Source organism: Nigerium sp. (genome assembly GCF_039811905.1).
GTDB lineage: Bacteria > Actinomycetota > Actinomycetes > Propionibacteriales > Propionibacteriaceae > Propioniciclava.
Genome location: NZ_JBDHZL010000032.1, coordinates 1 through 25,635 on the forward strand (window position 1 = coordinate 1; position 25,635 = coordinate 25,635).

The following is a 25,635-nucleotide window of genomic DNA, read 5'->3' on the forward strand; positions in this document are numbered from 1 at the left end:
CCTGGCGGAGCAGGAGGGGCGTGGCGGCGTCGATGATCGCCTGACGGCGCTCGCTCGGCGGCAGGGGGGCTGCGCGGCTCATGGGACCTTTCCGGAGACCGGCGCGGACCGGAGACCGTCGATCAGCATAGGTGAGTGAGTGCTCACTCACAAACGTGGAGGTGGGGGTTGCCGCTTGTTTCCGGCCCGGGGCAAGCGGCGACCATCAGGGGGTCGCGCGGCAACGGCGGGCGACCCCTGCGCAGGCCGACGGGGGTGTGGGTAGGGTGTCCGCTCGGGAGGCGCGCATGACGGACGTGATCGGCAAGGCGCTCGTCCTCGTCCTCATCATGGCGCTCGGGTACGCGATCAAGCGGCTCGGGTGGGTCGCGGCGTCCGACTTCGGGGTGATCTCGCGCATCGTGCTGCGCGTCACGTTGCCGTGCGCGCTCGCGACGAGCTTCAACACGTTTAATCTGACGCCGACGCTGCTGGCCGTCGCCGGGTTCGGCGCGGTGATCGACGTGGTCGGCATGGTGGTCATCTGGTTCGCGCTGGTCTCGCGCGGGCGCCGCGGGCGCGCGTTCGGCATCATCAACGTGCCCAACTACAACATCGGCCTGTTCGCGATGCCGTACGCGGCGGCGCTGGTCGGCCCCGAGGCGATCCCGCTGTGCGCGCTGTTCGACGTCGGCAACGCCCTCGTCTCGGCGGGGCTGGGGTACGGCTGGGGGGTGACGCTGGCGCGTCCGGGCGCGCGGGTGACGGTGATCGGGCTGCTGCGGCAGGTGTTCCGGTCCCCGGTGTTCGACACGTACCTAGTCCTGCTGCTACTCCGGCTGGCCGACATCACCCTGCCGGCCCCGGTGATCGCGTTCACCTCGACGGTCGGGCAGGCCAACACCTTCCTGGCGATGCTCATGATCGGCATCGGGCTCGAGATCGTGCTGCCGAAGAGCAAGTACGCCGCCGCCCTCGGGTACATGGCGCTGCGGTACGCCCTCGTCGCGTGCAACCTCGTCGCGCTGTGGTTCGTGATGCCGTTCGACCACGGCACGAAGGTCATCGTCTCGATGGCGCTCACCGCGCCCATGGCCGCGATGGTCTCGGGGTTCACCGCCGAGGCGGGCCTGGACGTCGACGTGTCCGCGTTCATGACCTCGGCGTCCACGCTCATCGCGATCGTCGCGACGCCGCTGGCCTACGTGCTGCTGCGGTAGGCGTCCGGGAGTGTGTGGGCGTCCGCCCTCGTCAGGCCCTGGTGCGCGTATCGTCGGGCCATGGACGACGATCTGACGCCCGGACCCGTCGCGGTCGTGATCAACCCGTCGAAATTCGACGACGACGCCGACGTGCGCGCCCAGGTCGAGCAGGCGTGCGCCGACCGTGAGTGGCCGGCGCCGGCGTTCTACGAGACGACGGTGGAGGATCCCGGGGTGGGTCAGGCCCAGCAGGCGCTGGCCGACGGGGCGTCCCTCGTCATCTCGATCGGCGGCGACGGCACCACGCGGGCGGTCGCGGAGGCGATGGCCGACAGCGGCGTCCCGCTGGGGATCATCCCGGCCGGCACCGGCAACCTGCTGGCCCGCTCGCTCGCCACGCCGCTCGACCTCGCCAAGGCGCTCGATGTGGTCTTCGACGGCCGGACGCGGGCCATCGACATCGGCGAACTCAGCGCCGACGGCCGCGACAGCGAGGCGTTCCTGGTGATGGCGGGCCTCGGGATGGACGCCGACGTGATGGCCGGCGTCGACGACACCCTCAAGAAGAGGATCGGCTGGGTCGCGTACCTGGTGTCGGGCCTGCGCGCGGTCTTCGGCAAGGGCTTCCGGGTGCGCCTGGACGCCGACGGGCGTACCCGCATCGGCCAGCATGCCCGGACGGTGCTCGTCGGCAACGTCGGGCAATTGCAGGGCGGGGTGATGCTGATGCCGGAGGCGCTCATCGACGACGGCAAGCTCGACGTGCTGCTGGCCTCGCCGAAGGGCGTGCTCGGCTGGGGAGCCCTGATCGCCGACATCGCCAGCCGGCACCGGCGCGGCCACCGGGGCGTCCGGCGGGTGCAGGCGGAGACCGTGACGATCGGCGTCCGGCAGCCGGTGGAGGCGCAGATCGACGGCGACCCGATCGGCGCGGTGCGCACGTTGGTGTGTCGGGTGCGTCCGGAGGCGCTGATCGTGCGCGTCCCGCCCGCCGACCCGGACGAAGGGTGAGCCGCGCGAGCAGCGCGATGTCGCATTCCTTCCAGACAGTGTCGGTGGGGGCCTTCAGAATGGAGGCATGCTTCCCGATCGAGACGCGCGCGTGGGCGGTCCGCGGCCGCGACGAGCGGTTCGACGGCTGGTGCTTCACGGGCACAGGCCGACTGGTCGAGGTCGACGGAGCGATCTTTTTCGACCCGCTGCCGGAGGGGGCCCCGCACCCAGCTTTCGACGGCCAACCAGAACCTCGCTCGTCGTGCGCGGTGCCCTGCACGCCCCCAGCCTCGCTGCCCCTCGGCGTCCCGCTCACGGGGCAGGGGGAATGGACGGGTACCACGCGGATCCTCGATCGGTGGACCCTGCTCCCGGGCCTGGTGCTCCCGTGGTCACGACCTGCCGATCCCACGACGCCGTTGTTGTCCGACGACGAGACGACTCGGGTCTTGTCATCGATCCCCGACGACCTCAAGGACGAGCTCTGCGAGGTCGGCCTCCGGAGCGCTCCCGAGCGCCGGGGACTCGCGCGTCTCGTCCTCGGCATCGCGGTGCTCACGCCGCCGTGGCAGGCCTGGCTCTCTGGGCCCGGCTCCGTCGCCACCCTGCACGCAACCCTGCACGGCACCCGGAAACGCTAGCTGAGGCTCAGGCATTCGAGCCCAGCAGCGCGTCGAAAGTGGCGGACGCTCCGGACATAATGGCGGAATGGCACTCGGTGCGACGCCTGGTGCGGGCCGTCCGCAGCCGCGCCGGGGCGTCCGCAGTGGGAGGCATCGTGAAGCACCGCATCATCGACACCCCGGTCGGCCCGGTCACTCTCGTCGTCGACGACGACGGCGTCCTGTGTGGGTCGTATCTGGCCGGGCAGCGACATCACCCGGACCCGGCGACGTTCGGCGAGCGCAGCGACGAGGTCGCGGGCGACGCGGCGGGGCAACTCGCGGAGTATTTCGCCGGTAAGCGCACGTCGTTCGACCTGCCGCTCGCGCCGCGGGCCACCGAGTTTCAGCGGCGCGTCTGGCTGGCGCTGCGCGACGTGCCGTACGGGCAGACCGTGACGTACGGCTGGCTCGCGGAGCAGGTGGGCTCGCCGCGCGGGTCGAGGGCAGTGGGGGCGGCGGTGGGGCGCAACCCGATCTCGATCATCGTCCCTTGTCACCGGGCGGTCGGCACGTCGGGCGACCTGACGGGGTACGCGGGCGGAGTGGAGCGGAAACGGTTCCTGCTCGACCTCGAGGGTGGGCTGCTGCCGGGCTTGTGACCGTCCTCAGGCGCGCGGGGCGTCGAGCCAGGCGACGCACGTCGGCGTCCCGGTGCGCGCGACCTCGCGCCGGCCGCTCAGGGACCCGCCGGCGTCATCGAACTCGACGATGCGGCCGTCCCACTGGTGCGCCACGGTGAGCGTGCCGCCGGGGGCGAACGCGAAGAACCGCGGCCGGAGGCCGCCCGAGCTGAACCAGCGGCCGGGCCCGGGGAGCCCGTCGGGGTCGAGCGGGAACACCCCGAGGGTGTCGGTCTGGGTGACCGGGGGCACGTGGTCATTCTTGCCGCTGCGGTTCGACGTGACGACCGCGGAGCCGTCGGGGGTCACGAAGACCTCCGAGGCGTACGCGTCGTACGTCGCCTCGGGCGCCGTCGACGGAACGACCGCGACCGGCGTGAGGACGCCGCGGTCGGCGTCCCAGTCGCACGTGGTCAGGCTCGACCGCAGCTCGGTGACGACGTACGCGCGGCGTCCGTCCGGGTGGAACGCGACGTGCCGCGGACCCTCCGCCTGCCGCGTGACCAGCGCGGACGCCGCCGGCGCGAGCGCCGGCTCGACCGGAACCACGTGGACGCGGTCGAGCCCGCGGTCGGGCACGAGGGCCCAGCGTCCGGTGGGGTCGGGCACCGCCTGGTGCGGGCTGGAGCCCGTGCGCTGCTGGATCGCCAACGGGCCGGGGTCGCCGGCGAACTCGACGATCGCGGACGCCTCCCCGAGGGTGCCGTCGCCCGCGATCGGCAACTCGGCCACGCAGCCGGGGCCGGCCATGAAGGTGACGAGCAGCCGGCGTCCGAGTTGGGCGAGGTGGACGGGGTTCCGGCGGCCGAGGTGGACGGTCTGCACGAGCCGCGGGGCGGCCGGGTCGGCGGCGAGGTCGAGCACCGAGACAGCGTCGGTGTCGCCGTGGGTGACATACAGCGAGCGGCGGTCGTCCGAGACGAGCAGGAAGCTGGGGTTCGCCGGCAGCGCGGCGTCCCCGCGGGCCTCGGACGCGTCGGCCGCCACCGTGCCGAGGCGTCGCCAGCCGTCGCCCGGCCCGCCGGCGTCCCAGATCGTGATGCCCTCGCCGTCGGCTCCGCGCTCCCGCGACGTCCGAGAGCCGACGTAGGCGTAGGTGGCGCCCATGGCGTCAGGCCTTGTCGGGGCGGGGTGCGGGGGCCGCGCCGATCCGCTCGACCAGGGCGTCGGTGAAGCCCGAGCAGGTGGCCGTGCCGCCCATGTCGCCGGTGGTGACGCCGCCCTCGACGGTGGCGGCCACCTGGTCTTCGATGAGGTGGGCCGCGGCGCGCATCGCCGGGTCGTCGTGCTTGCCGCCCAGCCACTCGAGCAGCATGGCGGTCGAGAGGATCATGGCGATCGGGTTGGCCTTGTTCTGGCCGGCGATGTCGGGCGCGGAGCCGTGCGACGCCTGGGCCATCGCGCGCTCGTGCGACGCGTTGATCGACGGGCCGATGCCGAGCGAGCCCGCGAGCTCGCCGGTCATGTCGGACAGGATGTCGCCGAACATGTTCTCGGTCACGATCACGTCGAACTCGGGGGCCCGCCGCAGCAGGTGCACGGTCATCGCGTCGATGTGGTAGTCGTCGACGGCGACCTGCGGGAAGTCCCGGCCGACCTCGCGGCAGATATCCCGGAACATGCCGGTCGTGAGCTTGAGCACGTTGGCCTTGTGCACGATCGTCAGCTTGTTCCGCCGCCGGGCGGCGAGCTCGAACGCCTCGCGGGCGATCCGTTCGCAGCCGCGCCGCGTGATGATGCCCATGCTGATGGCCACGTCGGGCGTCGGCATGAACTCGCCGGTGCCCCGGTAGGTCGAGCGGTCGGCGTAGAAGCCCTCGGTGTTCTCGCGCACGATGACCAGATCCATCCCCGGCTTCATCGGCTGCGTGCCCGGGAACGCCTTCGCCGGCCGGATGTTGGCGAAGAGGTCGAAGCGCTTGCGGATCGTGCCGGACGGGTTCAGCTCCGACCTGAACGGCTCGGGGTAGGACGCCGAGTCGTGCGGGCCGAGGACCCACCCGTCCAGACCCTCCAGGGCCGTCAGCGTGCTGGCCGGCGTCGCCTCGTTGATGGATTCGATGGCGGAGAGGCCGAGCGGAAGCTCGGTCCACGCGATCGGGACGCCGCCCACCGCCGCGACGGCGGCGTCCGCGGCGCGCACCGACGCGGGCACGATTTCGGGCCCGATGCCGTCGCCCAGCAGGACGCCCAGGGAGTAGGGATGTGCACCGGTCATGATTCGTCTCCTCGGCTGCGTCGATAGCACCGTTATAACATGGGAGGCTGGGTCGAGGGGTGGGTGGCGGTGAATATTGAGCCGGACCGTGGCGCGTCGGGCCGGCCGTGGCTCGCGTTCAGCCGATCCTGGTATAACGAAGGGCGCGGCGCGGCCGGCGCCGCCACAGCAGGGAGGAGGCGTTGATGGAGAGCCCCGGGACGAAGGGGGACCTGGCCTATCGCCGCCTCCGCGACCGCATCCTCGCGGGCGAGTTGGGGCCGGGCGACGTGATCCCGCAGCGGGAGTTGGCGGCCGAGATCGGCATCAGCACGACGCCCCTGCGCGAGGGGCTTCGCCGGCTGGAGAGCGAGGGCCTGATCACCCTGGACGCCCACAAGACCGCGCGCGTCGCCGCGCTGCGGGCGGAGGAGGCCCGCGACCTCTACGAGCTGAGGCGCGCGCTCGACCCGATGGCGGCGTCCCTGGCGGCCGAGCGCCGGTCGGCGCGCGACCTGGAGGCGATCCGCGCCGCCGGCCGCGACCTGCACGCGCTCCCGGTGGGGGCGAGCGTCGGCCAGCTCATCGCCCATCGGCAGTTTCATGCCGCGATCTATCGGGCGTCCCATAACGGACTGCTGATCGCCACGCTCGATTCGCTGTGGGACAAGGCCGATCGCTATCGGATGATGGCGCTGAGCGTCGACCGCGGCCAGCCCGCGCGCGACCGCAAGGACGAAGAGCACCGCCTCCTCGTCGAGCACATCGCTGCCGGCGACCGCGACAACGCGGCACGGGTCATGCTGGCGCACATCGATTCGAGCCTCGCCCTGTCCGCGATCGAGCGGCTCGACGCGCGCGCGGCGGGCGTCCGGGGCGGTCAGGCGTCCCCGAACCCGCCGTCGGCCCAGGCCTGAAGGGCGTCGCGGGCGCGGGCGGCGTCCGGGCCGGTGATCTCGGCCGCGAGCTCGTCGCCCTGGCGCGAGCCCAGCGTCGTGAGCAGCAGCATGTTGCCGGCCGGCGCCGGGCCCTTGCCGTTGGTGAGGTCGCTCAGCTGGACCGTCGCGTCCAGACCCTGCACCGCCTGCACGAGCGTCGCCGCCGGGCGGGCGTGGAGGCCGTGCGGGGTGGTGAGCGTGGTCGTCCAGGTGAGGGGGGCGTCCCGGCGGGCGTCCGGGGCGTCGGCGTCCTGATCGCCTGATGCCGGTGCACCGGCGTCCTGGTGGTCGTCCGCGGTGGTGCCGGCCTGGGCCGGCCCATCGGACGCCTCCTCCTCGACGCCCAGCTGCTCGCGCTTGGCGCGGAGCCCGGCATCGGCGTCCGCGGCGACGGCGTCCAGATCGGCCCCGGTGGATGCCGTGACGAACGCCGCGATCAGCCCCTCGACGAGGGGCGCGGCCGACAACCGGACGCCCGCCGCGTCCTCGGGGTCGAGGAACTCCAGCGCCATCTCCGCCGACAGGATCGCGCTGCCCAGGTCGAGCAGCACGAGGACGCCGTCGGCGTCCAGGCCCTCGATGGCCGACGAGATGGCCTCGGCGTCCGTGCCGAAGGTCTCCTCGTCGAGTCCGGCGGCGATGGCCACCGGCGGACGCCGCTCCGGCGGCACCATCTCCTCGGCCAGGGCGACGGCTGCGCGGGCGAGCGCGCGGGAGTGCGAGACGACGACGATGCCGATCATGGGTCTCCTTCGGGTGTGAACGGTGGAGGGGGACGCCCGTCCAGGGGCCGGGGCCGTGTGACGTTCTCCACCCCAGAGGGTGGAGAACGTCAGGTAGAAACGCCCACGGTGCGCGCGACGCCCCTCAGCCGAGGGTGCGCGCCGCGCTCTCGACGAGCAGGGTCGCGCTGGTCGCGCCCGGGTCCTGGACGCCGCGGGAGCGCTCGCCCAGGTAGGACGCCCGCCCCTTCCGGGCCACCAGGTCCACGGTTGCGTCGCGGCCCTCGGCGGCGGCCTTCGCCGCGGCGTCCAGAGCCTCGGCGACGCCGGCACCCCCGGACGCCGCCGCGTCCAGGGCGTCCATCGCCGGGGTGAGCGCGTCCACGATCGTCTTGTCGCCCACGGACGCCTTGCCCCGGTCGATCACCCCCTGCAGCCCCGCCCGCAGCGCCTCGCCCCACTGCCCGGCCGAGATCTCGCCGTCGGCGGGGAGCGCCTTCGCGACCCGCAGGAAGAACGTGCCGTACAGCGGCCCGGACGCACCGCCCACGGTGTTCACCAGCGTCATCCCGGCCTTCTTCAGCAGGGCCGCCGCGTCCGCGAACTCGGACGCCTCCAACTCCGCCACCGCCTTCGTGCCGCGCTTCATGTTCGAGCCGTGGTCGGCGTCGCCGATCTGCCGGTCGAGGTCCGTCAGCATCTCGGCGTTCTGCTCGATGGTCTGGGCGTAGTCGGCCAGCCAGCCGGCCACGACCTCGGTGTTCAGCGTCGACATCAGCACCCCCAACGCAGGCCCGGCGTGTTCACCGGGGCGTCCCACAGCTTCACGATCTCGTCGTCGGCCTTGAGCAGCGTCAGCGAGCAGCCGGCCATCTCCAGCGACGTGATGTAGTTACCGACCAGGTTCCTCACGACCCGCACCCCCGACTTCTCGAGGATCTTCGCGACCTCGCCGTACATCACGTACAGCTCGAGGAGCGGGGTGCCGCCCATGCCGTTGAGCAGGGCGATCGCGTCGCCCGTGAAGTCCAGGTCGGCCAGGATCGGCTCGGCCAACTGCTGCGCCAGCTCGGAGGCCGGGCCCAGCTTCCTGCGCTCCCGGCCCGGCTCGCCGTGGATGCCGATGCCGAGCTCGAACTCGTCCTCGCCGAGCTCGAACGTCGGCTTGCCGGCCGCCGGCACGGTGCACGACGTGAGCGCCAGGCCCATCGACCGGCCCTGGCCGTTGACCTTCTTCGCGACCTCGAGGACGGCGTCCAGGTCGCGCCGCTCTTCGGCCGCCGCCCCGACGATCTTCTCGAGCAGCACCGTGACGCCGACGCCTCGTCGCCCGGCCGTATAGAGCGAGTCGGTGACGGCCACGTCGTCGTCGGTCACGATCGTCTCCACGCGGATGTCGGACTCCGCGGCCAGCTCGGCGGCCATCTCGAAGTTCATGATGTCGCCGGTGTAGTTCTTCACGATGTGCAGGACGCCGGCGCCTCCGTCGACGCCCTCGGTCGCGACCTGCATCTGCTCGGGGACCGGCGAGGTGAACACCTCGCCGGCGCAGGCGGCGTCCAGCATGCCCGGCCCGACGAACCCGCCGTGCATCGGCTCGTGGCCCGAGCCGCCGCCGGAGACGAGGCCGACCTTGCCCTGCACGGGCGCGTCGGCGCGGTAGACGATGTGATGGTCGTGATCGACGCGGACGCGGTCGCCGTGCGCGGCCTCGATACCCCGAAGGGCATCAGCGACGACGTCGGCGGCGTCATTGATGAGCTTCTTCATGGCCCCAGTAAAGCCGCCCAGGGCAACCACCGTCGAGTCCCCGCGGACGCCCGGTCGTCCGGGACGCCCGGCGCGGGCCGGCCGTGCAAGACCTCCTACGATGTGCCGTTGGCTTGCACGTACGCCCGGACGTCCCCGGCCCGCAGGGCCGCGCCGAGCGCGCGGGTCTTGGCCGCGTCCAGGATGTTCACCGACGCGCCGCCCACGGTTCGATAGCCGGCCACCGGCACCTGCAGCGACGTGACCGAGCGGGCGTCGAGGCGTCCGAGCACGACGCCCAGCGCGGGAACCTGGGCGGCGGTCAGCGGCCCGGTGACCCGGACCTTCGTCCAGGCGGACGCCGCCAGGCGTGCGAACCGGACGGGGTCGGTGGCGGCGATCTCCTTCACCCGCGCGAGCATGCCGGCGAGCACCGCACGGTGGCGCTCGGCGCGGTCGAGGTCGCCGCGGGGCAGTCCCTTGCGCTGGCGCGCGTAGATCAGCCAGTCGGCGCCGTGGAGGGTGAGGCGTCCGGCGGGGAAGCGCGTCACCGTGCCCGTGACCGAGCTCGTCACCGACGAAGCCACGCGGTTGTTCACCGTGAACCCGTCGAGCAGCTTGGTGAGCTCGATGAAGTCGGTGAAGTCGGTCTGGGCGGTGTAGGGGATGGCCAGGCCGCCGAAGAGCGTCGAGACGGTGCGCTTCAGTCCGTCCGCGCCGCCGCGTGCGTAGGCGGCGTTGATCTTCCCGCGGCCGCCGGTGGCGAGCGGCACGTAGGAGTCGCGCGTGACGGAGACGAGCGCCAGCCGCGTCCGGTCGGCTGAGAGTTGCGCGAGCACGATGGCGTCCGCGTTGCCGGTGTTCGCGCCCGGCGTCCGGGAGTCGGTGCCGCACAGCAGCGCGTTCACCGGGCCGCGGGGCAGTGGGTCGGCGGCGGACGCCGAGGGCGTCGGCGTCGGGGACGCGCCGGTGCTTGCAGAAGCGGGGTCCGCGGGTGTCGGGGAGCCGGATGGGGATCCAGCCGGGGAGGACGCCGCCGGCCCGGCCGAGCAGCCGGCGGCGACCCCGCCGAGGAGACCCAGCCCCGCCAGGAGGCCTGCGCGTCGCGAGAAGTTCACCCCAGCACGATAGACAGGCTCCTCGGCGCGTGTCGGAGGACGGGCCGAGCAAAGCTGGCAACAACGGTGAAACTGATTGGTTATGAGGACTAGAAATGGACAATGGAGGTATGCGAAAGCTATCCGACATCCAGTGTTGGCTGACCGACATGGACGGCGTGCTGGTGCACGGCAACCAGGCGCTCCCGGGCGCCCGTGAACTCATCAAGCATTGGCGCGATCACGACATGCCGTTCCTCGTGCTGACCAACAACTCCATCTTCACGGCCCGCGACCTCGCGGCGCGCCTGCGCCGCACGGGCCTGGACGTCCCCGAGCAGAACATCTGGACGTCCGCCCTCGCCACCGCCGATTTCCTCCGGCGGCAGCCCGGCGAGAAGACCGCCTACGTCATCGGCGAGGTCGGTCTGACGACCGCCCTGTACGAGGCGGGCTTCATCATGACCGACGCCGACCCGGCGTTCGTCGTGCTCGGCGAGTCCACCGTCTTGTCGTGGGAGTCGATCACCACCGCCGTCCGGCTCATCGACAAGGGCGCCCGGTTCGTCGCGACCAATCCCGACCCGAACGGCCCCGGCAACAACGGCGCCCTGAACCCGGCGACCGGCGCGGTGGCCGCGATGATCACGACCGCGACCGGCAAGCAGCCCTACATCGTGGGCAAGCCGAACCCGATGATGTTCCGCTCCGCGATGAACCGGCTCGGCGCGCACTCCGAGGACACGGGCATGATCGGCGACCGTATGGACACCGACATGGTCGCCGGCATCGAGGCGGGGCTCCACACGGTGCTGGTGTTGACGGGCGTGACCACGCGCGAGTCGATGCTGCAGTACCCCTACCGTCCCGACACGGTGCTGCGGGGCGTCGACGAGCTCGTCGACCACCTCACCGGCGCGCAGGACGTCCTCGCGAGGCTGACCGGCTCCGACGCCGCCCCGGACGCCGAGGCTCCGGCCGACGGCCGGTGACGACGTGAACCGCGAGCGTCGCTAGGCTGTCGGGGTGAATTCCAAGCAGCCCGCCGCGTCCGCCTCCCAGCCGTCTCTCTCCGAGCAGGTGCAGGTGCGGCTCGACAAGCGGGCGCGCCTGATCGGGCAGGGGCGTGAGCCGTACCCGGTCGAGACCCCGCGCACGCACTCGCTCGCCGAGGTGCGCGAGCGCTGGGGCGGCCTCACGGCGGGGGAGGAGACCGACGACGTCGTCTCCGTCGCCGGACGCGTCATGTTCCAGCGCAACACCGGCAAGCTGTGCTTCGCGACGCTCGCCGACCAGTTCACCCCCGACGGCGAGGGCGGACGCCTCCAGGTGATGCTCTCGCTCGGGGAGGTCGGCGCCGAGTCCCTCCAGGCCTGGAAGGACGACGTCGACCTCGGCGACTTCGTCTCGGTCACCGGGCGCGTCATCTCGTCGCGCCGCGGGGAGCTGTCCGTCATGGCGACCGGCTGGTCGCTGGCGTCCAAGGCCGTCCGGCCGCTGCCGAACCTGCACGCCGACCTGTCCGAGGAGTCGCGCGTCCGCCAGCGCTACGCCGACCTGATCGTGCGCGAGGAGTCGCGCGCGATGGTCCGGACGCGGGCGGCGATCACGCGCAGCATCCGCGAGACGATGCACCGGCTCGGCTTCCTCGAGGTCGAGACGCCGACGCTGCAGCTCGTGCACGGCGGGGCGGCCGCGCGCCCGTTCAACACGCACCTCAACGCGTTCGACATCGACATGAGCCTGCGCATCGCGCTCGAGCTGCACCTGAAGCGCGCGATGGTCGGCGGCGCCGACCGCGTCTACGAGATGGGCCGCATCTTCCGCAACGAGGGCATCGACAGCTCGCACTCCGCCGAGTTCACGATGCTCGAGTGCTACCAGGCGTGGACCGACCAGCGCGGCATCGCCGAGACCATGCGGCAGGTGATTCTCGACGCCGCGGACGCCGTCGGCTCGCGCCGGATCGAGACGCCGGCCGGCGTGATCGACCTCGACGCCGAGTGGCGCTGGCTTCCGGTGTACGACGGGCTGTCGGAGAAGGTCGGCCGGGAGGTCTCGATCGACACCCCGGTGGAGGAGATGCGGGCGATCGCCGACGAGCACGGCGTCGAGTACGACGAGGGCTGGGGCTCCGACAAGCTGGCCGTCGAGCTGTTCGGCGAACTGGTCGAGCCCGGCCTCCTGCAGCCGACGTTCGTCTGCGACTACCCGGCCATCGCGCAGCCGCTCGCACGCCCCCACCGCAGCAAGCCGGGCCTCATCGAGGCGTGGGATCTCATCATCGGCGGCATGGAGCGCGGCACCGGCTTCAGCGAGCTCATCGACCCGGTCGTCCAGCGGGAGCGGCTCACCGAGCAGTCCCGCAAGGCCGCCCACGGCGACGAGGAGGCTATGGAGCTCGACGAGGATTTCCTCCGCGCCCTCGAGTTCGGCGCGCCCCCGATGGGCGGCCTGGGCATGGGCGTCGACCGCGTGATCATGCTGTTCACCAACGCCGGCATCCGCGAGACCATCCTGTTCCCGCTGCTCAAGCCCGAGGGCTGAGGCGGGCGCGCGGGCGCGCGCGAGAACCAGCGAACGCCGCGGCGTCCTCGAAAGAAGGGGCTTCCCAGCAGGCCTTTCGTTTGCGAAGGTGGTGGTCCGGGCAACGTGGCCCGGGCGAAAGGGGTACTGCCATGAAAGCCGTCCGTGTCGTGGGCTACCACGAGAACCTGCAGCTGGACGACGTCGCCGAGCCGGTGATCGAGGGCCCGCTCGACGTGATCGTGAAGATCGGTGCCGCCGGGGTGTGCCGCACCGACCTGCACATCCTCGAGGGCCAGTGGGAGCCGAAGACCCACGTGCCGCTGCCGTACACCATCGGGCACGAGAACGCCGGCTGGGTGCACGCGGTGGGGGACGCCGTGACGAACGTGCAGCCCGGCGACAAGGTGATTCTGCACCCGCTGGTGACGTGCGGGCTGTGCCGGGCCTGCCGGTTCGGCGACGACGTGCACTGCGAGAACAACCGTTTCCCGGGCATCGACTGCGACGGGGGCTACGCCGAGTACCTGCGGACGTCCGCGCGGAGCTGCGTGAAGCTGGACGCCTCCCTCGAGCCCGCCGACGTCGCGGCCCTCGCGGACGCCGGCCTCACCGCCTATCACGCCGCCGCGAAGGCCGCCCGGAGGCTGCGCCCCGGCGACGTGTGCGTCGTGATCGGCGCGGGCGGGCTGGGGCACATCGGCATCCAGGTGATGAAGGCGCTCTCGCCCGCGCGGCTGGTCGTGGTCGACCGTAACGAGGACGCGCTCGCGCTCGCCGGCACGATCGGTGCCGACGACACGTTCGTCGCGGACGGATCCCACGTCGACAAGGTGCTGGAGCTCACCGGCGGCCACGGCGCCGAGGCCGTGCTCGACTTCGTGGGCGAGGGCGGGGCGACCGCCGAGGGTGTCGCCATGCTGCGCCGGGCGGGGGACTACTACGTGATCGGCTACGGCGAGAACATCGACGTCCCGACGATCGACATCATCTCCACCGAGATCAACTTCATCGGCAACCTCGTCGGCTCGTACACCGACCTGCAGGAGCTGATGGTGCTGGCCGCCCAGGGCAAGGTGACGCTGCACACGCAGCAGTACGCGCTCGACGACTTCCAGCGGGCGCTCGACGACCTGGACGCCGGCAACGTCCGTGGGCGGGCGATCCTGGTGCCGTAGCGGGGGCGTCCATCCGGCGTCCGGTGCACGCCCCGGTCGCTACGCTGCACGGGTGACCATCCATGAGCATCCGGCGATGCTGGCGACGTGGTCGGGGCGTGCCCGGACGCAGGCGATCCTCGCCGCCCAGGCCGCCCTCCTGGCAGCGCTGCGGGCGGCGCGCGACCCGCTCGCGCTGCTCAGCCGGCCCGGCCTTCCGGACGCCGAGCACGATGCGCTGCACCGGCGGCTGCTGACGCCGTCCGGCTTCCGGCGTACCCGTTTCGGCACGCTGGCAACGTCGTATGCAGCGTGCCGTGCGGTGCTGCGGGATCGCCGCTTCGGCGTCCGGGACGCCCGCGACCGGCCGGCGGGCATCGACCCGGTGACCGCCGAGGTCGCGCCGCTGACCGACTCGTTCCTCATGCTCGACCCGCCCGACCACACGCGGCTGCGACGGGTGGCGTCCCTGGCCTTCCGGCCCGCGCAGGTGCGCGGGTACGCCGAGCTCGTGCGCGACGTCGCGCACCGCCTGCTCGACGAGGTGAACGAGTCGTCGTTCGACCTCGTGCGGCAGTTCGCGACGCCGCTGCCGATGGCCGTGATCCTGCGGCTGCTCGGCCTCCCCGCGGGTGACGAGCCGCGGCTGTTGCGCATCGGCGACCAGGTCGCGGCAAGCCTCGACGGCGTCCGGACGCTGCACCAGGCCGACGAGCTCTGGCGCGGCGCCGACCTGCTGTTCACGATCCTGTCCGACGTGCTGCAGGAGGGCCCGCCGCCCGAGGGCAGCGCGCTGGCCTACCTCGCGGACGCCCGCGCCGCCGGCACGATCACGGACGCCGACCTCTACCGCACCGCCGGTCTCCTGCTGATCGCCGGCTTCGAGACGACCGTGAACCTCATCGGGAACGCCGTCCACGCCCTGCACTCCACCGGCACCTGGGACGCCCTCGTCGCGGCCCCCGACCAGGCCGCGGCCATCGTGGAGGAGACCCTGCGCTTCGACCCGCCGGTGCAGTTCACCGCGCGCGTCGCCCAGGAGGACGCCGACGTCGAGGGCCGGCGCTTCCGGGCAGGCACGATGGCGCTCGTCGACCTCGTCACCGCGAACCGCGACCCGGCGGTCTTCGCCAACCCCGAGGTGTTCGACCCGGCGGCCGAGCGGCCCGCGGAGCATCTGGCGTTCAGCAACGGCGTCCACTACTGCCTGGGCGCGCCGCTGGCGCGGCTGGAGGGGGAGGTCGCGCTGCAGGTACTGGCCGAGCGGATGCCCGGCCTGCACCCGCACGCGGGCGCGCGTCGGCGTCCGAGCATCACGCTGCGGGGGTTCGGCCGCTACCCGGTCGGGGCCTGAGGAGGCGCGGGGGCGTCGGCCCTCCCGCCCCGGGCGCCACCGCTATTTCCAGAGCGTCGCGATCGCGAACGACGCGGCCATCATGCCCATGCCGATCACGAGGTTCCATGGCCCGAGGGTCGCCATGAACGGGATCATGTACCCGGCCAGGTAGTAGACGATCAGCCACAGGACGCCCAGCAGGCCGATCGTGATGAACGTCGGCGGCACCCAGGCCCGGTTCTCCAGCAGCACGTTGCTGCGCTTCTTGGTCGGCCGGCCCTGCTTGGCCGGCTGAGCCTGCTTCTTGGCACCGGTCTTGCCGCGCTGGCCGGACGGCTGCTTGTTGCCGGCCTCGCTGCGGCCCTTCGACTCAGGCACGGGTGAAACTCCTCGGGAACGACTAGTGGGACGTGTCTGCCTGGCAGCCTAGCCTGCCGTCGAAGCCGGACGCGGAGGCTCGCGTACCCTGGACCGGTGCGACGGGGGTGGGAACGGGCGGTCCGCGTGCTGGCCCGCGCCCGCGGCCGGCACCTGCGCGAACGGCGGGCGGGCAGGCGTCCGGTGGGGCTGCGGCTGCTGACGCTGCTGACGTGCGTGGTCGCGGGCTTCATGATCGTGACGTCCGCCATCGCGGGGCAGGGCGGAGACCTGCGACCCGACCGCACGACCGATCTCGTCGCGCTCGTCGCCGAGCAGGCCGAACGCAACGCCGCGCTCACCCAGCGCCTCGGGGAGTTGCGCGCCGACGTCGACCGGCTCGGTCGGCCGAGCGGGGCCGACCCCGAGCTTCAGCCGCGGTCGGACGCCGCGGCGGCGGCCGCCGGCGCGACCCCGGTGCAGGGCCCCGGCGTGACCGTCACGCTCACCGACGCACCCCTCGACGTGCAGCCGGCCGGCGTCGACGAGGAGTACCTGGTCGTCCACCAGCAAGACATTCAGGCCGTCGCGAACGCGCTCTGGTCGGGCGGGGCGGAGGCGATGACGATCCAGGGCCAGCGGGTCACGGCGCGGACCGGCATCAAGTGCGTCGGCAACACCGTCGTGCTGCACGGCATCCCGTACGCCCCGCCGTACGTCGTCACGGCGATCGGGGATCAGGCGCGGCTGGAGGCCGCGCTGGAGGCGTCCGGGCCGCTGGCCACGTACCGGCAGTACGCGACGATGTACCGGCTTGGCTACGCCCAACAGCGCGTGCCGTCGGTCTCGATGCCCGCCTACGCGGGGTCGGTGGACGGGGCGTATGCCCGCGCGCGGCGGTGAGACCATGGGACGCATGGCCCGCATCCTCGTGATCGACAACTACGACTCGTTCGTTTACAACCTCGTGCAGTACCTCGCCCAGATCGGCGCCGAGGTCGACGTGTGGCGCAACGACGACCCGCGGTTCGGCGAGGCCGGCTGGTCGGACGCCTACGACGGCGTCCTGCTGTCGCCCGGGCCGGGCACGCCCGAGGCGGCCGGCGTGTGCGTGGACGTCGTCCGCGGCCAGGGCGGCACGCTGCCGATCTTCGGGGTGTGCCTGGGACTCCAGTCGATCTCGGTGGCGTTCGGGGGCGTGGTGAACCGCGCGCCCGAGCTGCTGCACGGCAAGACCTCCGAGGTCTTCCACGACGGCCAGGGCGTCTTCGAGGGGCTCCCGAGCCCGCTGATCGCCACCCGCTACCACTCGCTCGCCCTCGATCCGGCGACCGTGCCCGACGACGTGGAGGTGTCGGCGCGGACGGCGTCCGGGGTGATCATGGCCATCCGGCACAAGACGCTGCCGATCGAGTCCGTCCAGTTCCACCCCGAGTCGGTGCTCACCCAAGGCGGCTACCAGATGCTCGCCAACTGGCTGCGCGCCTGCGGGGACGCCGACGCCCCCGAGCGCGCCCGCGGGCTGTCGCCGCTGATGGCGGTGAGCTGACGGCCTGAGCGGGCGTCCGGACGCGGCCGCCCGGCCTGGGGGACTCAGCCGCCCGTCGTGGGGGCGGCGGTGGGTGTCTCGGGCTGATCCGTGGTCGGGGCCGGCTCGGGGGTGTTCGTCGTCGGATCCGGGGTCGGGGTGGCCGGCGCCTTGGCGATGAGGATCGTGATCCGCGTCCCCTTCGTGACCGAGGCCCCGGCGGCCGGGTTCGTCCCGATGACGCTGCCCGCGGTCGCCGTGCTCTCCTGCTCGGACGTCGTCACGTTCGTGAGGCCGGCGTCCGACAGCGCGCTCTTGGCCTGGTCGAGCGAGTAGCTCGCGACGTTCGGCACGGTCGTCTTCCCGGACGCGTACGTGAACGTCAGCCGCGTGCCGACCGCCACCGTCGACCCCTGCGCCGGGCTGACCGAGAGCACCTGGTTCGCGTTCGCGTTCGCCGGCTCGGAGGTGGCGGCGACCTTCCGGACGTTCGTGAACCCGTTCTGACGGGCGAAGGCCATGGCCTGGTCGACGTCTTGGCCGACCATGCCGGTGGGCACCGTGATCTTGTTCGGGCCGACGTTGACGGTCAGCGTCACGTCGCTGCCGACGTTCGCGGTCGCGTTGCCCGTCGGATCCTGCTCGGTCACGTCGCCGACCGAGTCGTCGTCGGGCCCCTGCGTGGTCTTCACGACGGGGTTGAGCCGCGAGTTCTTGATGATCTGCTCGGCCGTGCCCTGCGCCTGACCCGTGACGATCGGGACGGTCACGGTCTGCTGCCCGAAGGGATTGAAGTACACCAGCGCGAGGCCGCCGCCGGCCAGCAGCACCAGCACGAGCAGCAGCGGCACGAGCCAGCGGGCGCCGCGCTTCTGCTCCGGCTGCCGGGTGGGGACGAACGTCTGCGCCTGGCCGGGCGGTGGGCCGTCGGCCGAGACGGCCGGCAGCACGGCCGTCGACCCGGACGGCGCCGAGGCCGCCGAGGACGCCGACGGTGCGGAGGAGGCGGACGGCGTCCCCAGGACGCGGGTCGCGGCGTCGCCCGTCATCGCCATGACGGGCTGGCCGGCCAGCAGCCGGCCGATGTCCTGCCGAAACTCGGTGGCGGTCTGGTAGCGGTCGGCCGGGTCCTTCGCGAGGGCCTTCAGGACGACGGCGTCCATCTCGGGGGTGATCTCGGAGTCGAGCTGGCTCGGCGGGATCGGCTGCTCGCGCACGTGCTGGTAGGCGACCGAGACGGGGGAGTCGCCCTGGAACGGCGGACGCCCCACCAGCAGCTCGTACATGAGGCAGCCGGCGGAATACAGGTCGGAGCGGGCGTCCACGGTCTCGCCGCGGGCCTGCTCGGGGGAGAGGTACTGGGCGGTGCCGATGACGGCCGCGGTCTGGGTCATGGTCGAGCTCGTGTCGGAGACGGCGCGGGCGATGCCGAAATCCATGACCTTGATGTGGCTGTTGTTGGTGATCATCGCGTTGGCCGGCTTGATGTCGCGGTGCACGATGCCGGCCTTGTGCGAGTAGGCCAGCGCGTCGAGGACGCCCTGGGTGAACTCCAACGCGCGCTGCGGCAGGATCGGACGCCCCTCGCGCAGGATGTCGCGCAGCGTGCGGCCCTCGACGAGCTCCATGACGATGTAGGGCACGGAGATGCCGGTCGCCGGGTCGACCTGCTCGCCGGTGTCGTACACCGACACGATGTTCGGGTGGTTCAACCCCGCGGCCGCCTGGGCTTCGCGCCGGAAGCGCGCCTGAAAGGTGGAGTCGCTGGCCAGGTCGGTGCGCAACTGCTTGACGGCCACGTCGCGGCCGAGGCGGCGGTCGCGCGCGCGGCGGACGGTCGCCATGCCGCCGCGCCCGATGACGGGGCCGAGCTCGTAGCGGCCGCCGAGAAGGTTGGGGTCGTCGGTCATCGGAGGGCCTCGATCACTCGCTTGGCGATGGGACCGGCGAATCGGCCGCCGGACGTCTCGGCGGTCGTCGCGCCGGAATCCTGCACGAACACCGCGACGGCGACCTTCGGATCGTTCGCCCACGCCACGAACCACGCGTACGGCGGACGCTTGCCGTCGCTGCGCGCCGTGCCGGTCTTGCCGCCGACGGTCACGCCCGAGATCTGCGCGCGGGTGCCCGTGCCGCCCTGGACGACGCCGACCATCATCTGCTGCAGCTGGCGCGCGTCCGTCGCCGACATCGCGACCGACAGCTGCCGCGGGTTGTGGTTGCTCAGCACGTTCAGGTCCGCGCCGCGAACCTGGCTCACGATGTAGGGCTCCATGACCACGCCGTCGTTCGCGACGCCCGCGGCCACCATGCACATCTGCAGCGGGGTCGCCGCGACCTCGAACTGGCCGATCGCGCTCATCGCGGTCTGGGCGGCGTCCGGGTTGGCGGGGAACCGCGAGGCGACCGCGCCGATGTCGGCGAGCTGCGTCGCGCCGAAGCCGAACTTCTGCGCCTGGGCGCGGATCTTGTCGTCGCCCAGCCGGACGCCGAGCTGCGCGTACGCCGTGTTGCAGGACGTCTTGAGCGCCTGCGCGAGCGTGATCGAACTGCCGCCGCAGTCGTCCGCGTTGTTGATGACCGCCGTCGAGTTCGGCAGCCGGTAGGACTTGCCGGCCGGGATCATGCTGCTGGACGACATGCCGTCGGTGAGCGCGGCCGCCGAGGTGACGAGCTTGAACGTCGACCCGGGCGGGTAGACGTTCTTCGCCGAGCGGTTCAGCATCGGCTGGTCGGAGTTGTTGGTGAGCGACGACCACGCCTTCTGCGACGCGGTCAGGTCGTGACTCGCGAGCTGGTTCGGGTCGTAGCTGGGCGTGGAGACCATGGCGAGCACCGCGCCGGTGGAGTAGTCCATGGCGACGACGGCCCCGGGCCGGTCGCCGAGGGCGGAGTAGGCGGCGCGCTGCGCGCGGGCGTCCAGGGTGGTTTGCACGGTCGCGCCGACCGGGGTCTTGCCCGTCGCGGTGTCCACCATGCGCTGCAGGAACTGCGCGTCGGACTGCCCGGTGAGCGCCTGGTTCTGGCTCTGCTCGAGCGCGCTCGAGCCGTACATGAAGGAGAAATAGCCGGTGACCGGCGCGTACAACGTGCCCTGGGGGTACTTGCGCTGGAACTGGTACCGGTCGTTCACGGCCGACGACGTCGCGACCGGGGTGTTGCCGACGAGGATGTCGCCCCGGTCGGTGCCGAACTCGGCGTCCCGGACGCGGCGGTTGTTCGGGTCGCTGCGCAGCGACTCCGTTCGGAACACGTACGAGTAACTCATGTTGACCATCAGCGCGAGGAACATGACCATCACGAGCACCGAGACCTTGCGGATGGGTCCGTTCATTTGTCCGCCTCCTCGTCCTTGACGGGAACGTCGAGCGGGTCGAGGGCCTGCGTCTCTTCACCCGGCTCGTCGTCGTTCAGGGACGCCCACGCCGACGGCTTGGCGTCGGAGGCGTCAGGTTGCCAGGGGCTCTCGGACGCCGGCCGTCCGGACGGCTGCCCGCCGACCAACTCGGTCGGGGCGTCTGCGGAGGCGTTCGTCTGGGAGGCGCCGACGCCGGCACCGCTCGCCTCGGAGACGAACTCCGTGGGCGCGTCGAGCGCGTCGGGGTCGGGACGCGCTCCCAGCCGCTCGTTGGCGTCGTCGCGGGCCGTGGCGGCCCGGGCGGACGCCACCGCGCCGACCGCGCCGACGGTGGCCATCTGCTCGGTGCGGTCGGTGGTGAACGTCGCGAACTCGTCGGTCGGCACCTGCACCTGCGGGTGCCGGACCTGATGGGTGATCGTCAGCATCAGCCCGAGCAGCAGGTAATTCGAGATGAGCGACGAGCCGCCCTGGGAGACGAACGGCGTCGTCAGGCCCGTGAGCGGCAGCAGCCGCGTGACGCCGCCGATGATGACGAACACCTGCAGCGCGAAGACGAACGCGAGGCCGGCTGCGAGCAGCTTGCCGAACGGCTCGCGGGACGCCAGCGACGCGCGCAGCACGCGGGCCACGATCACCAGGAAGATCAGGATGACCGCGAACAGACCGACGAGGCCCAACTCCTCGCCGATCGCGGCGGAGATGAAGTCGTTCTTCGACAGCGGCGTGAGGTAGGGGCGTCCCTGGCCCCAGCCGGTGCCGAACAGGCCCCCGGACGCCAGCCCGAACTGCGCGTTGATGACCTGCAGGTTGCGGCCGTAGTCGTCGAACGGCGTCAGCCACGACTCGAACCGGACGCGCACGTGATCGAACGCCGCGTACCCGAGCACGCCCATCGCGATCAGCATGAGGAAGCCGAGCAGCGCCCAACTCGGCCGTTCGGTCGCCACGTAGAGCATCATCACGAACAGACCGAAGAACAGCAGCGCCGTGCCGAGGTCCTTCTCGAAGACGAGGACGATCAGGCTCGTGCCCCACATGATGAGGATCGGCCCGAGGTCGCGCGCCCGCGGCAGGTCGATGCCGACGAACCGGTGGCCGGCGAGCGCGAGAACGTCCCGCTTCTCGGTGAGGTAGGCCGCGAACGCGATCGAGAGGACGATCTTCGCGATCTCCGCGGGCTGGAAGCTGAACTGGCCGATGCGGATCCAGATCTGCGCGCCGTGGCTCTCCGCGCCGAGCCCGGGCATGAGTGGCATCAGCAGCAGGACCATGCCGGCGATGAACCACAGATAGGTGAAGCGCTGCAGCCGACGGTGGTCGCGCAGGAAGAAGACGACCGCGCACAGCGTGGCGACCGACCCGATCGCCCACATCAGCTGGAGGTCGGCGCTGTGCATGACGGGGGTGCTCGACTGGTCGAGCCGGTAGATCATCGCCATGCCGATGCCGTTGAGCGCGACGACGCTGGGCAGCAGCAGCGGGTCGGCATACGGCAGGCGCCAGCGCACGACGGCCCAGGCGACGAGGGCGACCACCGCCCAGATCGCCGGGCCGACGAACCAGCCGTCGGCCAGCTTGCCGTACTGATTGAGCATCGTGATCAGGTACCCGGCGACACCCAGGGCGACGCCGATCAGCAGCATCACCAACGACGCGAAGCCGCGCTTGCGGTAGACGACGATCTCGGCCATGTCAGCAGTCCTCCGGCGTCGTGACCTGCGTCTGCGTCGGGGTGGGGGTGGGGCTGGGCGTCAGCGCCGGGCTGGGCGTCGCGTCGGGGGAGGCGGTGCCCGTCGGGACCGTCGGCACGGTCGGCGTCGGGGTCGGGGTCGGGCTCGGGGTGACGGGCGGCGCCGTCCGCGCCCGGGCGCGGGCCTCCCGCTGGGCGACGCACTTGGCCGCCTTCTGCCGCAGCATGTCGATCGTGGTGTCGGCCGCGGCCAGGTTCTCGACCTTGATGTTCCCCCGGACGCGTTCGGCGTAGTAGGGCGGCAGATCGCCGATGCGTGTGGTGTCGCTGCGGACGATCGACGACAGGTCGAAGTTCAGCACCCGGTCGGGGACGCCGCGGTAGACCGCGACCACGTCGTCGTCGGGGCCCACGTAGTACTGCGTCTGCGTGTAGGAGTACCAGCCCCACGCCCCGCCGCCCAGCACGAGCAGGGGGATCAGCACGACCAGCAGCATGCGCGCCCAGCCGGCGAGCCCGCGGCGTCCGGCGAGCGCGTAGCGCTCCTCTTCGTCGTCCCGTTGGACGCGGCCCGCGTCGTCGCCGGCCGCCGCGGCGTCCGTCGCGCCGGACTTCTCGACCGGCGGCAGGGCCGCCGTGTGCTCGGGTGTCGCGGGGATGCTGATGTTGCGTGCGGCCCCGATGACCGCGGTCTCGCCGTCGGGCGGACCGTCGACCATGTCGGCGATGATGATCGTGATGTTGTCGTAGCCGCCGGCCTCGTGGGCGAGGTCGACGAGGGAGTCCAGCGTGCGGTCGCGATCCTCCTCGCCGAGGAGGCGCGCGATCTGCTGATCGGTGACCAGGCCGCACAGGCCGTCGGAGCAGACCAGCAGCCGGTCGCCCGGGCGGACGTCGAGGATGCCGAGGTCGGGCTGGTGCTGCGGGTTGCCGTTGAGGACGCGCAATACCAGCGAGCGGTGCGGGTGCTCGAGGGCCTGCGCCTCGGTGATGCGGCCCTCGTCGACGAGCGTCTGCACCCACGAGTGGTCGCGCGTCACCCGGCGCAACTGGCCGTCGCGGAGCAGGTAGGCCCGGGAGTCGCCGATGTTGATGACGGCGAGCGTGCCCTCGACGAGTGCGAACCCGCAGACGGTGGTGCCCATGCCCTCCAGGGCCGAGTCGTCGGCGACGAGGTCGGCGATGTGCTGGTTGGCCTGCGTCAGGGTCGCACCGAGGACGCCGAGCAGCGCCGCCTCCCGCGTGCCCAGATCGCCCGTGCCCTCGGGGGCCGTGTCGTCGGGGTCGGACGCCAGCCGCGCTTCGTCGGCGGCGTCGTGCTCGCGCGCCTGGATGGCGACCCGCTTCTCGGCCTCGGTGAGCAGCCGGGTGAGGCCCTCGTCGGAGGTGCGCAGGTGGTCGATCGCGACCGAGGACGCCAGGTCGCCCGCCGCGGCCCCGCCCATGCCGTCGGCGACCATGAGCATCGTCGGCGAGACGTACCCCGAATCCTGGTTGGTCTTACGAACCAGGCCGATCTCAGAGTGCGCCGCGTACCGGAATGACAGGGCCATGGGTCACTTTTCCACGATCATCGTGGTCCGGCCGATCCGCAGGGTGTCGGAGAGGCCGAACGGGGTGGCGGTGGTCACCCGAGCGTCGTTGAGGTAGGTGCCGTTGGTCGAGCCGAGGTCTTCCACGAGATAGCCGTTGTCGCCCCGGACGATGCGGGCGTGCCGGGTGGAGACGTAGTCGTCGTCGAGGATGAGCTGACAGTCGTTGCTGCGGCCGATGCGCAGGGAGTCGCCCAGCGGCATCGTGAGGCCGGTCTGGGCGCCCCGGGTGATGCGCAGCGTGGTGGGCATCTTGCGGTCGGCGCGGCGGGCGCGCCGGCTCTTCAACTGGGTGGGCGGCACCTCGGAGGCGACGGCGGCAGCGGAGACCCGGCGCCCGAAGAGGTCGGTGCGGATGACGTTGCAGGCGAACAGGACGAACAGCCACAGCAGGGCGAGGAACGCGAACTTCAGCGCGAGGACGACGAGCTCAGACATCGCTCACCGGCGATCGGACCAGGAGGCGGGTGTTGCCCATCTCGATGCGGGAGCCCTCGTGGAGGCCGGCGCTACGGACGCGCTGGCCGTCGACGAGGATGCCGTTGGTGGAGCCCATGTCTTCGATGGCGATGTGCTGGTCGTCGCCGAACCCCTGGACGACCACGCGCGCGTGCAGGCGGGAGATGCCGGGGTCGTTGATGCGGACGTCGGCGTCGTTGCCCCGGCCCAGCGTGAAGCCGGGCGGCATCAGCGGGTGCCGGATGTTGTTGACTTCGAGCACCAGGTTCGACCGGCGCAGGACGCCGCTGCTCGCCGGGTCGGCGTTCACGATCGCGACGGCCGCGCTCTCGACCGTGAAGCGTCCGGTCGGCAGGTCGGACGCCAACTCGTAGGCGACGGTGACCGGGCCGTTGAAGATGTAGCCCTGATTCGAGGCGTACTCGCGGAGCTGGGGCAGGATCTCGGCGTTCAGCGTGCGCGAGTAGGGGGTGAGCCGGTCGTAGTCATGCTGGCTCAGGCCCACGGTGAAGTCGTTGGGGACGAGCTTGCGGTCGCGCGAGAGCAGCTTGGCCTCGGAGTCGAGTTCACGCTGCAGCCGCGCGGTGATCTCGACCGGCTGGACGTCCCCCTTGAACGCCCGCGCAAACGCCCCGCTGACGGCCCCCTCAAGCTTGCGCTCGAGATTGTCGAAGACCCCCATTGAGCCCCCTTTCGAACTGTCATTGGGCGACGAAGCAGGCCCTAGCCTAGCCCGAACGGTCCCCGCCGCCACCCCCTCGAGCGTCGAGCCCCGACCGATCGGCCGACAACCAGACCGTGGGCCGACCGCCTTTGGACGGTGGTGGGACGCCGGGCCCCCGTGTGCGTTTCTACCTGACGTTCTCCACCCTCTGGGGTGGAGAACGTCACACGGGTCGAGCGCGTGCGTGATGTCTGCGCGCATGTCGGTGAGCGATCCGGCCCCTGCTAGGGGCGAAGCCCTCCACGGGCTCGGTCGTCGGGCAGAGCCCGGGGGCTGGTGGACGCCCCGGACGCCGTCCTCACGTCCGCCGCGTGGCATCCGGCCGCGTCCCGGAACGGTGCCGCTGAGATTGAGCCCCGCGGAGATCGAGCCCCGCGGAGATTGAGCCGCGCGGAGTGCAGGGCGCTGGTCCGCCGGCGGGCCACAGGAAGTGTTCGTCCGCCCGCGGATCGGGTACTGCGCGGACCGGCGCCGACGGCGTCCGCGTCGATGCTGCCGCGCGAGGGGCTGTCGAGGAACGGGCGCTCAGGAATGACAGCGGTCCGCGGGTCAGTGACCGGGTGGCATGCCGGGTTCGATCGGGCGGTCCCCACCCTCAAGGACGCCGCGGGCACGGCCCTTCCCGTATCCCGGACGCCGCCGGTGCGGCCGTCCGTGGGTCCGGAATGCCGGACGTCCGCGAGGGGCCGTGTGACGTTCTCCACCTCAGAGGGTGGAGAACGTCAGGTAGAAACGCACACGGG

The 25,635-nt window shown here is 71.9% G+C and carries 24 protein-coding genes and 1 pseudogene; 11 read left to right on the forward strand and 14 right to left on the reverse strand.

All coding sequences use genetic code 11. The features are described 5' to 3' along the window. Nucleotides 1-287 precede the first annotated feature (287 nt). The 4 genes from WMJ97_RS07625 (at nucleotide 288) to WMJ97_RS07640 (ending at nucleotide 3,438) form a co-directional block, all read left to right on the forward strand. Nucleotides 288-1,199 carry a hypothetical protein gene (locus tag WMJ97_RS07625; RefSeq protein ID WP_347348384.1) on the forward strand — a complete coding sequence of 304 codons (912 nt, stop codon included), beginning with the start codon at nucleotides 288-290 and terminating at the stop codon, nucleotides 1,197-1,199. Nucleotides 1,200-1,259: 60 nt separating this feature from the next. After that, nucleotides 1,260-2,192: a YegS/Rv2252/BmrU family lipid kinase gene (locus tag WMJ97_RS07630; protein WP_347348385.1), complete on the forward strand. Its 933-nt coding sequence runs from the start codon at nucleotides 1,260-1,262 to the stop codon at nucleotides 2,190-2,192. Between the two features lie 431 nt (nucleotides 2,193-2,623). Further along, nucleotides 2,624-2,815, forward strand: a complete 192-nt coding sequence (locus WMJ97_RS07635) for a hypothetical protein (protein WP_347348386.1) — start codon at nucleotides 2,624-2,626, stop codon at nucleotides 2,813-2,815. A gap of 59 nt (nucleotides 2,816-2,874) precedes the next feature. Continuing rightward, complete coding sequence (locus tag WMJ97_RS07640; protein ID WP_347348387.1) at nucleotides 2,875-3,438, forward strand: methylated-DNA--[protein]-cysteine S-methyltransferase; 564 nt, start codon at nucleotides 2,875-2,877, stop codon at nucleotides 3,436-3,438. 6 nt (nucleotides 3,439-3,444) lie between these two features. Here the strand turns inward: WMJ97_RS07640 and WMJ97_RS07645 are convergent, their stop codons facing one another. Both WMJ97_RS07645 and WMJ97_RS07650 read right to left on the reverse strand, forming a co-directional pair. Further along, a complete protein-coding gene (locus WMJ97_RS07645) occupies nucleotides 3,445-4,566 on the reverse strand; it encodes a beta-propeller fold lactonase family protein (protein WP_347348388.1) in 1,122 nt (373 codons plus the stop codon). 4 nt (nucleotides 4,567-4,570) lie between these two features. Then, nucleotides 4,571-5,677, reverse strand: a complete 1,107-nt coding sequence (locus tag WMJ97_RS07650) for an isocitrate/isopropylmalate family dehydrogenase (RefSeq protein WP_347348389.1) — start codon at nucleotides 5,675-5,677, stop codon at nucleotides 4,571-4,573. 185 nt (nucleotides 5,678-5,862) lie between these two features. On the opposite strand from WMJ97_RS07650, the gene WMJ97_RS07655 reads away from it, so the two are divergent. Continuing rightward, on the forward strand, nucleotides 5,863-6,573 hold the full coding sequence (locus tag WMJ97_RS07655) for a GntR family transcriptional regulator (RefSeq protein WP_347348390.1): 711 nt from the start codon (nucleotides 5,863-5,865) through the stop codon (nucleotides 6,571-6,573). On the opposite strand, the gene WMJ97_RS07660 is transcribed toward WMJ97_RS07655, so the two are convergent. The 5 genes and pseudogenes from WMJ97_RS07660 to WMJ97_RS07680 form a co-directional block, all read right to left on the reverse strand. Continuing rightward, nucleotides 6,537-6,746: an HPr family phosphocarrier protein gene (locus WMJ97_RS07660; RefSeq protein ID WP_347348405.1), complete on the reverse strand. Its 210-nt coding sequence runs from the start codon at nucleotides 6,744-6,746 to the stop codon at nucleotides 6,537-6,539. The genes WMJ97_RS07655 and WMJ97_RS07660 overlap by 37 nt on opposite strands. Nucleotides 6,747-6,968: 222 nt before the next feature. Beyond that, a pseudogene (gene dhaM, locus WMJ97_RS07665) lies at nucleotides 6,969-7,337 on the reverse strand (dihydroxyacetone kinase phosphoryl donor subunit DhaM); the annotation flags it as partial. A 124-nt stretch (nucleotides 7,338-7,461) separates the two neighbouring features. Next, nucleotides 7,462-8,103, reverse strand: coding sequence for a dihydroxyacetone kinase subunit DhaL (gene dhaL, locus WMJ97_RS07670; RefSeq protein ID WP_347348406.1), 642 nt, complete (start codon nucleotides 8,101-8,103; stop codon nucleotides 7,462-7,464). After that, a complete protein-coding gene (gene dhaK / locus WMJ97_RS07675; protein WP_347348391.1) occupies nucleotides 8,091-9,086 on the reverse strand; it encodes a dihydroxyacetone kinase subunit DhaK in 996 nt (331 codons plus the stop codon). The genes dhaL and dhaK overlap by 13 nt, the downstream gene beginning before the upstream one ends. Before the next feature lie 95 nt (nucleotides 9,087-9,181). After that, nucleotides 9,182-10,183 (reverse strand): LCP family protein, encoded by a 1,002-nt coding sequence (locus tag WMJ97_RS07680; RefSeq protein WP_347348392.1) that lies wholly within the window; start codon nucleotides 10,181-10,183, stop codon nucleotides 9,182-9,184. A 110-nt stretch (nucleotides 10,184-10,293) separates the two neighbouring features. Between WMJ97_RS07680 and WMJ97_RS07685 the strand changes: the two genes are divergently transcribed. The 4 genes from WMJ97_RS07685 (at nucleotide 10,294) to WMJ97_RS07700 (ending at nucleotide 15,199) form a co-directional block, all read left to right on the forward strand. Further along, nucleotides 10,294-11,154: an HAD-IIA family hydrolase gene (locus tag WMJ97_RS07685; RefSeq protein WP_347348393.1), complete on the forward strand. Its 861-nt coding sequence runs from the start codon at nucleotides 10,294-10,296 to the stop codon at nucleotides 11,152-11,154. Nucleotides 11,155-11,242: 88 nt separating this feature from the next. Further along, the gene (gene lysS, locus WMJ97_RS07690) at nucleotides 11,243-12,709 is read left to right on the forward strand and encodes a lysine--tRNA ligase (protein WP_347348407.1); all 1,467 of its coding nucleotides are present in this window, start codon (nucleotides 11,243-11,245) and stop codon (nucleotides 12,707-12,709) included. Between the two features lie 131 nt (nucleotides 12,710-12,840). Then, the gene (locus tag WMJ97_RS07695; RefSeq protein ID WP_347348394.1) at nucleotides 12,841-13,866 is read left to right on the forward strand and encodes an NAD(P)-dependent alcohol dehydrogenase; all 1,026 of its coding nucleotides are present in this window, start codon (nucleotides 12,841-12,843) and stop codon (nucleotides 13,864-13,866) included. 52 nt (nucleotides 13,867-13,918) lie between these two features. Then, the gene (locus tag WMJ97_RS07700; RefSeq protein ID WP_347348395.1) at nucleotides 13,919-15,199 is read left to right on the forward strand and encodes a cytochrome P450; all 1,281 of its coding nucleotides are present in this window, start codon (nucleotides 13,919-13,921) and stop codon (nucleotides 15,197-15,199) included. 42 nt (nucleotides 15,200-15,241) lie between these two features. On the opposite strand, the gene WMJ97_RS07705 is transcribed toward WMJ97_RS07700, so the two are convergent. Further along, a complete protein-coding gene (locus WMJ97_RS07705; RefSeq protein WP_347348396.1) occupies nucleotides 15,242-15,559 on the reverse strand; it encodes a cell division protein CrgA in 318 nt (105 codons plus the stop codon). A 96-nt stretch (nucleotides 15,560-15,655) separates the two neighbouring features. Between WMJ97_RS07705 and WMJ97_RS07710 the strand changes: the two genes are divergently transcribed. Continuing rightward, nucleotides 15,656-16,441, forward strand: coding sequence for a DUF881 domain-containing protein (locus tag WMJ97_RS07710; protein WP_347348397.1), 786 nt, complete (start codon nucleotides 15,656-15,658; stop codon nucleotides 16,439-16,441). A gap of 13 nt (nucleotides 16,442-16,454) precedes the next feature. Then, entirely contained in the window at nucleotides 16,455-17,087 is a 633-nt protein-coding gene (locus tag WMJ97_RS07715; RefSeq protein ID WP_347348398.1) for an aminodeoxychorismate/anthranilate synthase component II, read from the forward strand. A 44-nt stretch (nucleotides 17,088-17,131) separates the two neighbouring features. Here WMJ97_RS07715 and pknB read toward each other — a convergent pair whose 3' ends face one another. The 6 genes from pknB to WMJ97_RS07745 are packed head-to-tail and all read right to left on the reverse strand — an operon-like array spanning nucleotide 17,132 to nucleotide 24,850. Beyond that, nucleotides 17,132-18,976 carry a Stk1 family PASTA domain-containing Ser/Thr kinase gene (gene pknB, locus WMJ97_RS07720; RefSeq protein ID WP_347348399.1) on the reverse strand — a complete coding sequence of 615 codons (1,845 nt, stop codon included), beginning with the start codon at nucleotides 18,974-18,976 and terminating at the stop codon, nucleotides 17,132-17,134. After that, nucleotides 18,973-20,400 (reverse strand): penicillin-binding transpeptidase domain-containing protein, encoded by a 1,428-nt coding sequence (locus tag WMJ97_RS07725; RefSeq protein ID WP_347348400.1) that lies wholly within the window; start codon nucleotides 20,398-20,400, stop codon nucleotides 18,973-18,975. The genes pknB and WMJ97_RS07725 overlap by 4 nt, the downstream gene beginning before the upstream one ends. Beyond that, a complete protein-coding gene (locus WMJ97_RS07730) occupies nucleotides 20,397-22,118 on the reverse strand; it encodes an FtsW/RodA/SpoVE family cell cycle protein (RefSeq protein WP_347348401.1) in 1,722 nt (573 codons plus the stop codon). The genes WMJ97_RS07725 and WMJ97_RS07730 overlap by 4 nt, the downstream gene beginning before the upstream one ends. Before the next feature lies 1 nt (nucleotide 22,119). After that, nucleotides 22,120-23,670: a protein phosphatase 2C domain-containing protein gene (locus tag WMJ97_RS07735; RefSeq protein ID WP_347348402.1), complete on the reverse strand. Its 1,551-nt coding sequence runs from the start codon at nucleotides 23,668-23,670 to the stop codon at nucleotides 22,120-22,122. 3 nt (nucleotides 23,671-23,673) lie between these two features. Continuing rightward, a complete protein-coding gene (locus WMJ97_RS07740; RefSeq protein WP_347348403.1) occupies nucleotides 23,674-24,147 on the reverse strand; it encodes an FHA domain-containing protein in 474 nt (157 codons plus the stop codon). Next, entirely contained in the window at nucleotides 24,140-24,850 is a 711-nt protein-coding gene (locus tag WMJ97_RS07745) for a DUF3662 and FHA domain-containing protein (RefSeq protein WP_347348404.1), read from the reverse strand. Before WMJ97_RS07745 ends, WMJ97_RS07740 begins: the two co-directional genes overlap by 8 nt. Between the last annotated feature and the right edge of the window lie 785 nt (nucleotides 24,851-25,635).

What these genes read in the sequence shown, in the direction of transcription:
- WMJ97_RS07625 (WP_347348384.1), top strand. Translation starts at nt 288, where the DNA reads ATGACGGACGTGATCGGCAAGGCGCTCGTCCTCGTCCTCATCATGGCG.
- WMJ97_RS07630 (WP_347348385.1), top strand. Translation starts at nt 1,260, where the DNA reads ATGGACGACGATCTGACGCCCGGACCCGTCGCGGTCGTGATCAACCCG.
- WMJ97_RS07640 (WP_347348387.1), top strand. Translation starts at nt 2,875, where the DNA reads ATGGCGGAATGGCACTCGGTGCGACGCCTGGTGCGGGCCGTCCGCAGC.
- WMJ97_RS07645 (WP_347348388.1), bottom strand. Translation starts at nt 4,566, where the DNA reads ATGGGCGCCACCTACGCCTACGTCGGCTCTCGGACGTCGCGGGAGCGC.
- WMJ97_RS07650 (WP_347348389.1), bottom strand. Translation starts at nt 5,677, where the DNA reads ATGACCGGTGCACATCCCTACTCCCTGGGCGTCCTGCTGGGCGACGGC.
- WMJ97_RS07655 (WP_347348390.1), top strand. Translation starts at nt 5,863, where the DNA reads ATGGAGAGCCCCGGGACGAAGGGGGACCTGGCCTATCGCCGCCTCCGC.
- dhaK (WP_347348391.1), bottom strand. Translation starts at nt 9,086, where the DNA reads ATGAAGAAGCTCATCAATGACGCCGCCGACGTCGTCGCTGATGCCCTT.
- WMJ97_RS07685 (WP_347348393.1), top strand. Translation starts at nt 10,294, where the DNA reads ATGCGAAAGCTATCCGACATCCAGTGTTGGCTGACCGACATGGACGGC.
- WMJ97_RS07695 (WP_347348394.1), top strand. Translation starts at nt 12,841, where the DNA reads ATGAAAGCCGTCCGTGTCGTGGGCTACCACGAGAACCTGCAGCTGGAC.
- WMJ97_RS07715 (WP_347348398.1), top strand. Translation starts at nt 16,455, where the DNA reads ATGGCCCGCATCCTCGTGATCGACAACTACGACTCGTTCGTTTACAAC.
- pknB (WP_347348399.1), bottom strand. Translation starts at nt 18,976, where the DNA reads ATGACCGACGACCCCAACCTTCTCGGCGGCCGCTACGAGCTCGGCCCC.
- WMJ97_RS07725 (WP_347348400.1), bottom strand. Translation starts at nt 20,400, where the DNA reads ATGAACGGACCCATCCGCAAGGTCTCGGTGCTCGTGATGGTCATGTTC.
- WMJ97_RS07730 (WP_347348401.1), bottom strand. Translation starts at nt 22,118, where the DNA reads ATGGCCGAGATCGTCGTCTACCGCAAGCGCGGCTTCGCGTCGTTGGTG.
- WMJ97_RS07735 (WP_347348402.1), bottom strand. Translation starts at nt 23,670, where the DNA reads ATGGCCCTGTCATTCCGGTACGCGGCGCACTCTGAGATCGGCCTGGTT.
- WMJ97_RS07740 (WP_347348403.1), bottom strand. Translation starts at nt 24,147, where the DNA reads ATGTCTGAGCTCGTCGTCCTCGCGCTGAAGTTCGCGTTCCTCGCCCTG.
- WMJ97_RS07745 (WP_347348404.1), bottom strand. Translation starts at nt 24,850, where the DNA reads ATGGGGGTCTTCGACAATCTCGAGCGCAAGCTTGAGGGGGCCGTCAGC.